The organism is Moryella indoligenes (assembly GCF_030812885.1).
Lineage (GTDB): Bacteria > Bacillota > Clostridia > Lachnospirales > Lachnospiraceae > Moryella > Moryella indoligenes.
On record NZ_JAUSTO010000007.1, the window covers coordinates 117635 to 130794 of the forward strand.

9 protein-coding genes are annotated in these 13160 nt (G+C 53.0%); 6 read left to right on the plus strand and 3 right to left on the minus strand.

All coding sequences use genetic code 11. The features are described from left to right. Window positions 1-331 precede the first annotated feature (331 nt). Complete coding sequence (locus J2S20_RS06980) at window positions 332-931, plus strand: DUF4230 domain-containing protein (protein WP_307254510.1); 600 nt, start codon at window positions 332-334, stop codon at window positions 929-931. A gap of 15 nt (window positions 932-946) precedes the next feature. Beyond that, window positions 947-1594 carry a DUF4230 domain-containing protein gene (locus tag J2S20_RS06985; RefSeq protein ID WP_106612177.1) on the plus strand — a complete coding sequence of 216 codons (648 nt, stop codon included), beginning with the start codon at window positions 947-949 and terminating at the stop codon, window positions 1592-1594. A gap of 104 nt (window positions 1595-1698) precedes the next feature. Here the strand turns inward: J2S20_RS06985 and nudC are convergent, their stop codons facing one another. The 3 genes from nudC to gpmA are packed head-to-tail and all read right to left on the minus strand — an operon-like array spanning window position 1699 to window position 4816. Further along, complete coding sequence (nudC, locus tag J2S20_RS06990; RefSeq protein WP_307254514.1) at window positions 1699-2562, minus strand: NAD(+) diphosphatase; 864 nt, start codon at window positions 2560-2562, stop codon at window positions 1699-1701. A gap of 19 nt (window positions 2563-2581) precedes the next feature. Further along, window positions 2582-4039, minus strand: coding sequence for a nicotinate phosphoribosyltransferase (locus J2S20_RS06995; RefSeq protein WP_307254516.1), 1458 nt, complete (start codon window positions 4037-4039; stop codon window positions 2582-2584). A gap of 27 nt (window positions 4040-4066) precedes the next feature. Further along, entirely contained in the window at window positions 4067-4816 is a 750-nt protein-coding gene (gene gpmA / locus J2S20_RS07000; RefSeq protein WP_242933979.1) for a 2,3-diphosphoglycerate-dependent phosphoglycerate mutase, read from the minus strand. Between the two features lie 541 nt (window positions 4817-5357). On the opposite strand from gpmA, the gene ileS reads away from it, so the two are divergent. The 4 genes from ileS (at window position 5358) to modA (ending at window position 13053) form a co-directional block, all read left to right on the plus strand. Then, the gene (gene ileS / locus J2S20_RS07005) at window positions 5358-8552 is read left to right on the plus strand and encodes an isoleucine--tRNA ligase (RefSeq protein WP_307254518.1); all 3195 of its coding nucleotides are present in this window, start codon (window positions 5358-5360) and stop codon (window positions 8550-8552) included. A 50-nt stretch (window positions 8553-8602) separates the two neighbouring features. Continuing rightward, a complete protein-coding gene (locus J2S20_RS07010) occupies window positions 8603-11071 on the plus strand; it encodes a glycogen/starch/alpha-glucan phosphorylase (RefSeq protein WP_307254520.1) in 2469 nt (822 codons plus the stop codon). Between the two features lie 45 nt (window positions 11072-11116). After that, the gene (locus J2S20_RS07015; protein ID WP_307254522.1) at window positions 11117-12043 is read left to right on the plus strand and encodes a molybdenum cofactor synthesis domain-containing protein; all 927 of its coding nucleotides are present in this window, start codon (window positions 11117-11119) and stop codon (window positions 12041-12043) included. Between the two features lie 140 nt (window positions 12044-12183). Then, window positions 12184-13053 carry a molybdate ABC transporter substrate-binding protein gene (gene modA / locus J2S20_RS07020; RefSeq protein ID WP_307254524.1) on the plus strand — a complete coding sequence of 290 codons (870 nt, stop codon included), beginning with the start codon at window positions 12184-12186 and terminating at the stop codon, window positions 13051-13053. The last annotated feature ends 107 nt before the right edge of the window (window positions 13054-13160 follow it).

Genomic DNA, 13160 nt, shown 5'->3' on the forward strand with positions numbered 1-13160 from the left:
GCATAAGACAGGGCAGGAGATGGGGTAAAATATTTGTGCCAAACTAACTGAATAGATAAAAAATGAGCCTATGGGGGTAGTATACCCTTTTGCGCTTATACACACAATGAATTTGATAAAAATGCAAATTCCGCTGTGTATAAGCAAGGCTCTTGCTATCTCAGTTAGTTTGGCGACTATCGGGGTTTGCGTTTTTGTGCGTCTGCTTCGGTAGGCGCACTTTTTATTTATGTAAAAGAAAAAGAAAAATATATGTGTGCAATACAAATTCGCAAAATTTACAATGCCTATTGTAAGAAATGGGTCAACCCCAACAAAGGAGAAGAAGCGTATGAAAAAAACAGATACGAAAAAGAAACTTTCGTTGCCTATGATTATTGTGGTTATTGCGAGCGTAATACTACTTATAGTCGCTGTATTCATAGTTCAACAAGTTAAAAAAGAACCATCAGATAAGGTTGAAGTAATTACTGTATCCACATTGGAAAAGATTATCAATGTTAGTGAGCTATCCACATTTACGGCTGTTTACAATGGCATCGCACAAGTGATGAACGAGAAAAATCCCGAAGAAACTGATTACTATGTTTCTTACGAAGCAAGGGTTGACGCAGGTATTGATTTTGAAAAAATTGTTGTAGAAATTGATGATGAGGCAAAAGAAATCTACATATCAATTCCCGAAGTGTATATTACCGAAGTGAATGTTGATATATCTTCGCTGGATTTCATATTCTGCAATGAAAAAGCCAATACATCAACCGTTAGTCAACAAGCATTTAAGGTGTGCGAAGCAGATGTTAAGAACGAAAGTGAGCAACAAAGTGCTATCTATGAACTGGCGAAGCAAAATGCCATCAATGTCTTGACAGCATTGACAAAACCAATCATAGAGCAGTTAGATGCTGAATACACGCTTGTGATAGAGTAAGGAGGCGCTGTAATAATGAAAAGATTTTTGAGTGTATTTTTAACTGTAATAATTTCGGCAATGTGTGTATCTTGTGCTTCTCCTGCTGAAAAAGAAACTTTGAATATGGAGCCAGAAGTTTCGCAAATGAAAGCCATTTGCGAACTGGCTGTTATGGAGTGCTACTATCATAATGTTGCCAAATATTACGAAGAAGATGCTTCAGGAGTGTTATGGTGGAAAAAAGATAAGCAATTTTGGATTGAGTATAGCGGAGTTGTAAAGCTTGGTGTAGATATAACATCAGTAAACATAGAAGTTAATGATACACAGGTTAGTATAACACTTCCAGCCGCAAAGGTTCTTGGCTGTAAAGTAGATTCAGCCTCGCTGACAGAAGATTCGTTTATTGTAGCTAAAAACTCTGCCGATGTTGATGCTTCAGATGAAGTTAAGGCATTTGATGAAGCACAAAGCAAACTTCAAGAAAATGCCGCCAGTGATACAGCATTGTTAGCGAGTGCGCAACAACAAGCACAAGATTTGTTGGAAGATTACATAACCAACATCGGAAATGCTGTCGGTAAAGAATATACAATAAAGTGGATTTACACTGATGCAACAGACAATCCGTTGGAAGCAACTACCACCGAAGCTTCGACAACTGAGAACAGGGATGAATAATATGTTGCTTGCTTTTGATGTAATATAAGACTATGTGTTTTTACAGAGTTTTAGATTTAGCGTAATAACGGTCGAAGTGTGTACTACAGAAAGCGGGGGCGAGTTCAGAACTCGCCCCGTTTAAATGCCTGCATCAGCTCATTTGCGACGCTGGTCATATTCGGATTGTCCGGTACATCCTCGCGGGAGTAGAAGGCGGCCTCGCAGAGCTCGTCCTCCTGGAGGGTGATGTGGTCGGAGCCGTCCAGCTCCGCGGTGAAGCCGATCATCAGCGAGTCGCTGAAGGACCAGGGCTGCGTCCGGAAGGGACGGATATTTTTGACACGGAGCCCGGTCTCCTCAAGAACCTCCCGGTGCACCGTGTCCTCCGGCGTCTCGCCGACCTCAACGAAGCCGGCGACCAGCGCCTTGCGGCGGTAGTCGCTGGCGTTTCTCGTATAGCGTGTGAGCAGAAGCTTATCTCCATTGGTCACCGCGACGATGATGGCGGGCGAGATCTTCGGGTATTCGATGAGTCCGCAGTGCTTGCAGACCATGGCGCGCTCTACCTCCGAATGAACCATAGGAGAGCCGCAGCGCCCGCAGTATTTTCTGCTGTCATAAAAGCGCCAGAACTGCGTCGCCGTGATGGCGGCGAAGGCCTCATGCTGCGGCGAGAAGCTTCGGAGCTCCGCGGCGGACATAAAGCGATAGCCCTCAGAGAGCAGACCTCCGGGGATCGTAGAGCGGGAGACCAGAAAGTAGAGCTGTTCGTCGATTGCAAAGAGGTAGCGCGCCTGTATCGTGAGCGCAGAAAAATCGACTCCCGCGGCAGTGAAATCGGAAAAGCGGGGAAGCCGCTCGGCCTCCCCCTCTTTTTTCACCAGTATGCCCTCATTTCCGCAGATCATCAATGATGAGCTCTCTGCAGGCTTTCGGTCCGTTCTGTATTCTACATGGTATTTTTTAGGAGCGATATCCTGAATCATAGTAAATTTGCACCCCGAATTAGGATTGTAAACCGAACTGGTACTGCTCCAGAAGATCATTTTTCAGATTCCAGAGCTTCTTTGAGAGATCCACATAGGTCTGATGCGGATACTCAAAGCGCTTTGATTCCTCCCAGAGGGTCTCCAGCTCTGCCTTGCAGAATTTCTGAATTTCCATGACCTTTGGGGATTGGTAGATGCACTCACCGTTTTTGAATATCGGTACCAGTATCTCCTTCATGCTGTAATTGCCGCCCTTCAGCAGGGTCTTTTTCCAGGTCTCGATCGGGTCAAAGAGCATCAGGGGCTCGGACGGATCAAACGTTTCGTCGATCAGTGCGATGAGATCGGCGACGATCATTCCCTGACTGTCGTAGATGCGGTAGATGGTCTTGTCTCCGGGGTTTGTGATCTTCTCCGCATTCTCGGAGATCTTGATCTTCGGTATGAACCGGCCGCTTTTCCTGTCCTGAATGGCGGCGAGCTTATAGACACCGCCGAAGGCGGGGCAGTCCTTGCTGGTGATGAGATTGGTACCGACTCCCCAGGAATTGATGGTCGCGCCCTGCGATTTCAGAGATTCGATCAGCCCCTCATCCAGATCGTTGGAGGCGGAGATGATTGCGTCCGTAAAGCCCTCCGCATCGAGTGCAGCCTTTACCTTCTTGGAGAGGTACGCGAGGTCGCCGCTGTCCATGCGTATGCCGTAGCGCTTCGACAGCGCACCGGCCTCACGCATCTCCTTGAATACGGTAATTGCGTTGACCAGTCCGCTGTCCAGCGTGTCGTAGGTGTCGATCAGGAGAATGCAGGCGTCAGGATAGAGCTTTGCGTAGGCGCGGAAGGCGGTCAGCTCATCCGGGAAGCTCATGATCCAGGAGTGCGCGTGCGTTCCGCTGACGGGGACGTCAAACATCTTTCCGCAGAGCACATTTGAGGTGCCGACGCAACCCGCAATCATGGCAGCCCGCGCCCCGTAGATGCCCGCGTCTGGTCCCTGTGCCCTGCGGCAGCCGAACTCCATGACGCCGTCGCCCTTGGCTGCCCGCACGATGCGTGCTGCCTTGGTGGCGATGAGGCACTGATGGTTCAGAATGTTCAGCACTGCGGTTTCAATAAGCTGTGCCTGCATGATGGGGGCGATCACCTTGATCAGCGGCTCTCTCGGAAAGATCACGCTGCCCTCCGGAATGGCGTAGATATCTCCGGTAAAGCGGAAGTCCTTTAAATAGTCGAGGAAATCCGCCTCAAAGATGCCGAGACCTGCGAGATAGGAGATATCCTCCTCTTCAAAGTGCAGATTTTTGATGTAATCAATCACCTGATCCAGACCCGCACAGATAGAGTAACCGTTCCCTTCGGGATTGTTGCGGTAGAAGGCATCAAAAATAACGGTTTCATTGACCTCAGAGTTCTTGAAGTAACCCTGCATCATTGTGAGCTCATACAGGTCTGTAAGCAGTGTAAGATTTCTCATCACCTTGTCCTTTTCAATTTGTGCTTTTTATGCTTTCTTTTTTCCTTGGTTTGCGACAGCTTCCATTTTTGCCTTCAGCGCTTCCTGATCGCCGAGGTAGTAGTGGCGAATCGCGTTGAAATTGTCATCAAATTCATAGACAAGTGGAGTACCGGTGGGAATATTGATGCCGATGATCTCTTCCTCGGAGACGTTGTCGAAGTACTTCACCAGTGCGCGCAGAGAGTTGCCGTGAGCGGCGATGATGACGCGCTTTCCCGCCTGCATCTCAGGCCGGATGACCTCGTTGAAGTAGGGCACTGCGCGCGCGATGGTGGTCTCCAGGCTCTCGTTGTCAGGAAGAAGGGCGCTGTCCACATCTCTGTAGGCCGGGCATTTCTTTGCACTGCGTTCGTCCGCGGGATCCAGCACCGGCGGCTTGATTGCAAAGGAGCGTCTCCATATCTTGACCTGATCCTCGCCGTACTTCTCTGCGGTCTCGGATTTATTGAGGCCCTGCAGCGCGCCGTAGTGGCGCTCGTTCAGCTTCCAGCTCTTTACAACCGGGAGCCATGCGCGGTCCATCTCATCAAGAATATGATTCAGCGTGTGAATGGCTCTCTTTAAATAAGAAGTAAAGCAGATGTCGAAATCATAGCCCTCTGCCTTCAGGAGCTGCCCGGCAGCTCTGGCCTCCTCATGGCCCTTTTCGCTTAAGTCTACATCCATCCAGCCGGTAAAGAGATTCAGCTTGTTCCATTCACTCTCTCCGTGCCTCACAAGTACGAGTTTCATCATAGGGATGTTTCTCCTTTCCTATTGGGTGATGCCATTATGGTCTGATTTATGACAGAGAAAAGCGGAGGCAAAGCCTTAGCGCAGCACTGTCTACGACACTATAGCATAAATAATAAAGAAAAGACAGATTTTTGCACGGGAAAGGCAGACCGTTGACATCGCGTTTTCCTTCCTCTATAATGAGGAAATGCCAGAGATTCAGGCTGTGTTCTCGGAGGAAACAGCTCTGGGCTGTGGCGCTGTCTTAATACGGGGCGATGACGAAGAGAGTAGGTTGCTTTGAAAGCGGGAGAGAGCCGGGGATGGTGGAAGCCCGGCGCGAGTAGAGGCCTCTGAAAATCACTTCTGAGCCGCAGCTCAGAACAGGAAGTGCGGAGATATGCGCATGGCCGGAGTAAGAGCTGCCGTCCTTCCCACGTTACAGGGAACACATATGTCAGTATGCAGGTGGTACAGCGAGGCTTTGAGGCTTTCGTCCTGAGGGACGGAAGCCTCTTTTACTTTATTATGTACGGCCGCAAAACAGCAAAGGAGAGAAGCCATGTACAAGAAGGTTCCTACAGACCTGAATTTTGTCACCAGAGAAGGTGAGGTTGAGAAATTCTGGGAGGAGAACAGAATTTTTGAAAAATCTGTGGAGCAGCGCGAGGGCTGTCCTACCTATATGTTCTATGACGGTCCGCCGACCGCAAACGGCAAGCCTCACATCGGCCATGTCGAGACCCGCGTGATCAAGGATATGATTCCGCGCTATCATGCGATGAAGGGGCAGCTTGTTCCGAGAAAGGCCGGCTGGGACACGCATGGTCTGCCCGTCGAGCTGGAGGTGGAGAAGGAGATCGGCATCGAGGGCAAGGAGGGCATCGAGGCGTACGGTGTCGAGCCCTTTATTGACAAGTGCAAGGAATCTGTCTGGAAATACAAGGGCATGTGGGAGGAGTTCTCCGGAAAGGTCGGTTTCTGGGCGGACATGGAGAATCCCTATGTCACCTACTATGATGATTATATCGAGTCCGAGTGGTGGGCGCTTCAGCAGATCTGGAACAAGGGACTGCTCTACAAGGGCTTTAAGGTTGTTCCCTACTGCCCGAGCTGCGGGACGCCGCTCTCCTCGCATGAGGTTGCCCAGGGCTATAAGACGCTGAAGGAGCGCTCCGCGATCGTCCGCTTTAAAGTGAAGAATGAGGATGCCTGGTTTCTCGCCTGGACCACAACACCCTGGACCCTGCCCTCCAACATTGCGCTCTGCGTGAATCCGGGAGAGGATTATGTGAAGGTAAAGGCGGCAGACGGCTATACTTATTATCTCGCAAAGGCTCTGCTTGAGCCGGTGCTCGGCGGGCTGAAGACAGAGGAGCAGCCGGCCTATGAGATTCTTAAGGAGTATAAGGGGCGCGAGCTGGAATACAAGGAGTATGAGCCGCTCTATCAGTGTGCGGCGGATGCGGCGGCGAAGCAGCACAAGAAGTGCTTTTTCGTCTACTGCGATGACTATGTCACCATGACGGACGGTACCGGTATTGTCCATATAGCGCCCGCCTTCGGTGAGGACGATGCCCGCGTCGCGAGAGGATATGACGCGCCCTTTGTCCAGATGGTGGATGATCACGGAAGGATGCGCCCGGAGAGTGGAAAGTTCGCCGGAATGCGCTGCAAGCCGACGGAGAAGGAGCTGAAGGAGGGTGCGGTGAGCGCCGATCCGGCCGTGCTTCAGGATCTTGAGGAGAGGGGCATACTTTTCGCAGCGCCGAAGATGGAGCATGACTATCCGCACTGCTGGCGCTGTGATACGCCGCTCATCTACTATGCGCGGGAGTCCTGGTTTGTGAAGATGACCGCTGTGCGTGATGATCTGGTTCGCAACAACAGGATGATCAACTGGATTCCGCAGAATATGGGAGAGGGGCGCTTTGGAAACTGGCTTGAGAATATTCAGGACTGGGCCATTTCCAGAAATCGCTACTGGGGAACACCCTTAAATATCTGGGAGTGCCCGGACTGCGGAAAGCAGCTCTCTGTCGGCTCGAAGAAGGAGCTCGCGGAGCTCTCCGGCAATCCGGAGGCCCTGAAGACAGAGCTGCATCGCCCCTATGTGGATCGCTACACCATCAAATGCCCGGACTGCGGCGGTGAAATGCACCGCGTTCCGGAAGTGATCGACTGCTGGTTTGACTCCGGTGCCTGCCCCTACGCAGAGCTCCACTATCCCTTTGAGAACAAGGAGCTCTTTGAGCAGCAGTTCCCGGCCTCCTTTATCTCCGAGGCGGTGGATCAGACGAGAGGGTGGTTCTACTCCCTGCACGCGGAGGCGACGCTGCTCTTCAACAGCCCCGCTTTCAAAAATGTTATCGTCATGGGACTGGTGCTCGATGAGAACGGCAATAAGATGTCAAAGTCCAAGGGGAATGCTGTCGATCCCATGGATGCAATGCGCACCTACGGCGCAGATGCAATCCGCTGGTACTTCTATACGGCCAGTGCGCCGTGGCTCCCGAAGCGCTTCTCGGGCGAGGCGGTGAAGGAGGGACAGAGAAAGTTCATGGGAACGCTCTGGAACACCTATGCCTTCTACACGCTCTATGCGGATATCGACAGCTTTGATCCGACGAAGTACAGTCTGGACTATGAAAAACTGCCGGTTATGGATCGCTGGCTGCTCTCCAAGATGAACAGCATGGTGAGGAAGGCGGATGAGAATCTGGCACAGTACAGAATTCCGGAGGCAGCCGCGGTGCTGCAGAGCTTTGTGGATGATATGTCCAACTGGTATGTGCGCCGCTGCCGCGACCGCTTCTGGGCAAAGGGCATGGAGCAGGACAAGATCAACGCCTACATGACCCTCTACACAGCGATCATCACCCTCTGCAAGGCGGCCGCTCCCATGATTCCGTTCATGACGGAGCAGATCTATCAGAATCTGGTGCGCACGGTCGATTCCACCGCCCCGGAGAGCATTCATCTCTGCGACTATCCGGAGGTCAATGAGGCATGGATTGATGCTGCGCTCGAGAAGTGCATGGACGAGGCACTGAAGATTGTCGTGATGGGCCGTGCCGCGAGAAATGCCTCCGGCTTAAAGAACCGTCAGCCGCTCGCCTCCATGTATGTGAAGGCGCCGGAGAGTCTCAATGCGTTCTACACGGAGATCATTGAGGAGGAGCTGAATGTAAAGCGGGTGGAGTTCACGGAGGATGCCGACCGCTTCATCAGCTATACCTTCAAGCCGCAGCTTAAGACAGTGGGGCCGAAGTACGGAAAGCTGCTCGGAAAGATCCGCAGCGCGCTCTCTGAGCTGGACGGTCAGAGGGCCATGCAGGAGCTGAAGGAGCAGGGGGCGCTGCACTTTGACTTTGACGGCACGGCGGTGGAGCTCACGGAGGCAGATCTGCTCATTGACTCCGGAAAGTCCGAGCGCTATGTGACCGAGGCAGATAACACCGTCACAGTCGTTCTGGACACGCAGCTCTCCGAGGCGCTCATCGAGGAGGGCTATGTCAGGGAGCTCATCAGCAAGGTGCAGACCATGCGAAAGGAAGCCGGCTTTGAGGTGACTGATCACATCACCCTCTATGAGAATGGAAATGAGAAGATTGCGGCGATCATGCGCGGAAATGAGGCTCTGATTCAGAAAAATGTTCTCGCTGACGCACTGGTTTATGGCGCGACAGAGGGCTATGAGAAGCAGTGGAATCTGAACGGCGAGACAGTGACGCTTGCAGTGAAGCGGTTCGGCTGAAATAGTTCAGCTGGAATTCACGCAGTACGGTATTGAAACGGAGGTTTGATTTGGCAGGAAAAAAGACGATTGATAAGGAAACACTGAAGGAGCAGATCCGGAGCAATCTCCGGCTGCTCTACCGCAAGGATATCTCGGAGGCGACGCCGCAGATGGTATATCAGGCGGTGGCATATTCCGTGAAGGATACAGTGATTAATAACTGGATTGAGACACAGAAGGTCTTTGAGGAGACGCAGGCCAAAAAGCTCTACTATCTCTCCATGGAGTTCCTGGTGGGGCGCGCGCTTGGCAACACGATACAGGCGCTCGCTGAGGAGAAGGAGGTGCAGGAGGCGCTTTCGGAGCTGGGCTTCGACCTGGTCTCCATCGAGGATGAGGAGAGAGATCCGGCGCTTGGAAACGGCGGTCTGGGAAGGCTTGCCGCCTGCTTTCTCGACTCACTCTCGACGCTGGGTTATCCGGCCTATGGCTGCGGCATCCGCTATCACTATGGCATGTTCCGTCAGAAGATTGAGAACGGCTATCAGGTGGAGATCCCGGATGAATGGCTGAAGTACGGCTATCCCTTTGAGATCAAGCGGGAGGAGTATGCCTGCGAGGTGAAATTCGGCGGTTACGTCACGACGCGCATAGAGGAGGGACAGCCCCGCTTCTATCAGGAGGGCTATCAGTCCGTGCTGGCCATTCCATATGATCTTCCGGTGGTCGGCTATGGCAACAATATGGTCAATACGCTGCGCATCTGGGATGCGGAGGCGATGACAAGCTTCCGTCTCGATTCCTTCGACAAGGGAGATTATCAGAGGGCGGTGGAGGAGCAGAACCTCGCACGGACCATCAGTGAGGTGCTCTACCCGAACGACAACCACTACTCCGGAAAGGAGCTGCGCTTAAAGCAGCAGTATTTCTTCATCTCTGCGAGCATCCAGACTGCGATACGGAAATTTAAGCAGAATCACGATGATATTCATGAGCTTCCGAAGTATACCGTGTTTCAGATGAACGACACACACCCGACTGTCGCAGTTCCCGAGCTTATGCGCATACTGCTCGATGAGGAGAGTCTCGGCTGGGAGGAGGCGTGGGATATCACCACGCATTGCTGCGCCTACACGAATCACACCATTATGACCGAGGCGCTTGAGAAGTGGCCGATCGAGCTCTTCTCAAGGCTGCTCCCGCGCATCTATCAGATCGTTGAGGAGATCAACCGCCGCTTCATCCTTGACATTCAGGCGAAGTTCCCCGGCGATCAGGAGAAGATCAACCGCATGGCGATAGTCTATGACGGACAAGTGCGCATGGCCTACATGGCCTGCTGCGCAGCCTTCTCCATCAACGGCGTCGCGAAGATTCACACGGAGATTCTGAAGAAGCAGACGCTGAAGGATTTCTACGAGCTGTTTCCGGAGAAGTTCAACAACAAGACAAACGGGATCACCCAGCGCCGCTTCCTGCTGCACGGCAATCCGCTGCTCTCAGAGTGGATTACAAAGAAAATCGGGGATGAGTGGGTCGTCGATCTGCCGGAGCTGAAGCGTCTGAAGGTCTTTGTGGACGATGCGCAGTGCCGTCAGGAATTTATGAATATCAAATACCGCAACAAGCTCCGCCTCGCGAAGTACATCAAGCAGCACAATGGCATTGATGTGGACCCTCGCTCCATCTTTGACGTGCAGGTGAAGCGTCTTCATGAGTACAAGAGACAGCTGATGAACATACTCCACGTGATGTATCTCTACAATCAGCTGAAGGACAATCCGAATCTCGATATGGTGCCGCGCACCTTTATCTTTGGCGCCAAGGCAGCGGCGGGCTATCACAGAGCGAAGCTCACAATCAAGCTGATCAATGCGGTGGCGGAGGTAATCAACCGCGATCACTCCATCAACGGGAAGATCAGGGTCATCTTTATCGAGGATTACTGTGTCTCCAACGCGGAGCTCATTTTTGCGGCGGCGGATGTCAGCGAGCAGATCTCGACTGCCAGCAAGGAGGCCTCCGGCACGAGCAATATGAAGTTTATGCTGAACGGCGCACCGACGCTCGGAACCATGGATGGCGCGAATATCGAGATCGTGGGAGAGGTCGGAGAGGAGAATGCCTTCATCTTCGGAATGTCCGCGGAGGAAGTGATTCATTACGAGAATCACGGCGGCTACAATCCTATGGAGATCTTCAACGGGGATCAGGAAATACGCCGCGTGCTGATGCAGCTGATCAACGGCTTCTACTCCCCGGACGACCCGGAGCGCTTCCGGGATATCTACAACTCCCTGCTGAACACAAAGAGCTCCGACCGGGCGGATACCTATTTCATTCTGAAGGACTTCCGCTCCTATGCGGAGGCCCAGCGCAGGGTGGATGCTGCCTACCGCGATGAGGAGAGCTGGGCGAGGATGTGCATGCTGAACACGGCGAATGCCGGAAAATTCTCCTCCGACAGAACCATAGAGGAGTATGTGCGGGACATCTGGAAGCTTGAAAAGGTTCAGGTAAAGCCGGGAAAGAGATGACACGGGTGATGTCGGCACATCGCCGCAGCCTATGAAAGGAAACGGATGGAATATACAGCGGCAGTGATCACGGTGAGTGACAAGGGCGCACGCGGGGAGAGAACGGATACGAGCGGTCCGGCGCTTGCAGCGCTTCTTCAGCAGGATGGCTTTCAGCTTGTTTATACTGCAATTACGGCGGATGAACGCACCGGGATTGTAAGAGAGCTGCTCCATGCGGCGGATGTGCTGCACGCAGGTCTTATTCTGACGACGGGAGGCACGGGCTTCTCTCCGCGGGATATCACCCCGGAGGCGACGCTCTCTGTTCTGGAGAGGGAGACCAGAGGCATACCGGAGCTCATGCGCGCGGAGAGTATGAAGCTCACTCCGCGCGCATGCCTCTCCAGAGCGGTTGCGGGCATCCGCGGAAGATCACTGATCGTGAATCTTCCGGGGAGCGAGAAGGCTGCCCGGGAGAATCTCCTCGCAGTGCTTCCTTCACTGCGGCACGGCATGGAGATGCTCCTCTCCGCGGGTTCCGCAGATTGCGCGGCACAGGAAGCCACCATACGCGCCGTGTGCATCAGTGAGAGAAAGGGAACGGTCAAGAAGCCGGTGGAGGAGATACAGCTCGTGCCGGAGCTTGGCATTCCGGGAGATGCGCACGCCGGAAACTGGCATCGTCAGGTCAGTATCCTGAATGCAGAGAGCGTTGCGGCTATGCAGGAGAGAGTGAAGATACAGCTCACGCCGGGCATTTTTGCGGAGAATATACTTGCGGAGGGGCTGCGCTTCAATCAGCTGCCGGTCGGCAGCAGACTGATGATAGGCACGGCGCTCTGCGAGCTCACGCAGATCGGAAAGGAGTGCCACAGCGACTGTGCCATCCGCGCACAGACAGGGGACTGTGTGATGCCGCAGGAGGGCGTCTTTGTGAAGGTGCTGCGCTACGGAAAGGTCAGAGCCGGGGATAAGATACGTCTTGTCTGATATCGGTGTGAGAGCGTTTTAATACGGAGTGTTCTGAATATCTTTATTTGATCTTGAAATAGAGTGTGGTATAATTGCGTTATGGATTTGAAAACAAAACGAAATCCAGTATCGGCAAATAAACGAAACGGGGAAGAAAAATGAAAAATGTAAGCTTTGACTGGAAGAGTGGCCTGCTGACGGGGATTCTGGTATTTGGTGCGGTGCTTTTGGCCTCCTGCGGTTCTGCAGGAAAGTCCGGGAGCAGTGCGGCATCTGCGGAGGCGGAGACGGAGGAAAGTGCTGCAGAGAGTACAGCAGCAGTGCAGACAGAGCTCTATGTATTTGCGGCAGCCTCCATGACAGAGACCATGGATCAGATCATTCAGCTCTACGAGGCAAAGCATCCGGATACGCATCTGGTCGCGACCTATGATTCCTCCGGAACGCTGCTGAAGCAGATTCAGGAGGGGGCAGAATGCGACCTCTTCGTATCGGCCGCGCAGAAGCAGATGAATGCACTTGAGGAGGCGGGAAGCCTGCTTGAAGGCAGCAGAGTGGATCTTCTGGAGAATAAGGTCACACTGGCCGTTCCGGAGGGCAATCCCAGTGCGGTGGAGAGCTTTGACGCGCTCGCAGAGCGGCTGAAGGCCGGAGATATCCTGCTCGGCATGGGAAACAGCGACGTTCCGGTGGGGCAGTACACGCAGAAAATTTTTGCTTACTACGGGCTTGACGAGGAGGCGCTCGCGAGCTCCGGCGTGCTGACCTATGGCTCCAATGTGAAGGAGGTCACGACGCAGGTGAAGGAGGCCGCCGTGGACTGCGGAGTGATTTATGCGACGGACGCACACTCCGCGGGGCTCACAGTGGTGGACAGCGCGACGAAGGAGATGTGCGGCCAGGTGATATATCCGGCAGCGGTGCTGAAGGAGAGCGCCCACGCGGAGGCGGCGCAGGAATTTCTGGCCTTTCTTAAGACGCATGAGGCGGCGGAGATTTTTGAGGGAGTCGGCTTTACGGCGCTCTGAGCGATCAGCCGGAGGTATTGAGTTTTATCGCAGCTATATACTATAATAGAAATAATAACAGAGGGCTCTCGCATGGCAGGCTGTGCGGAAGCCCTCTTTTGCGAAGG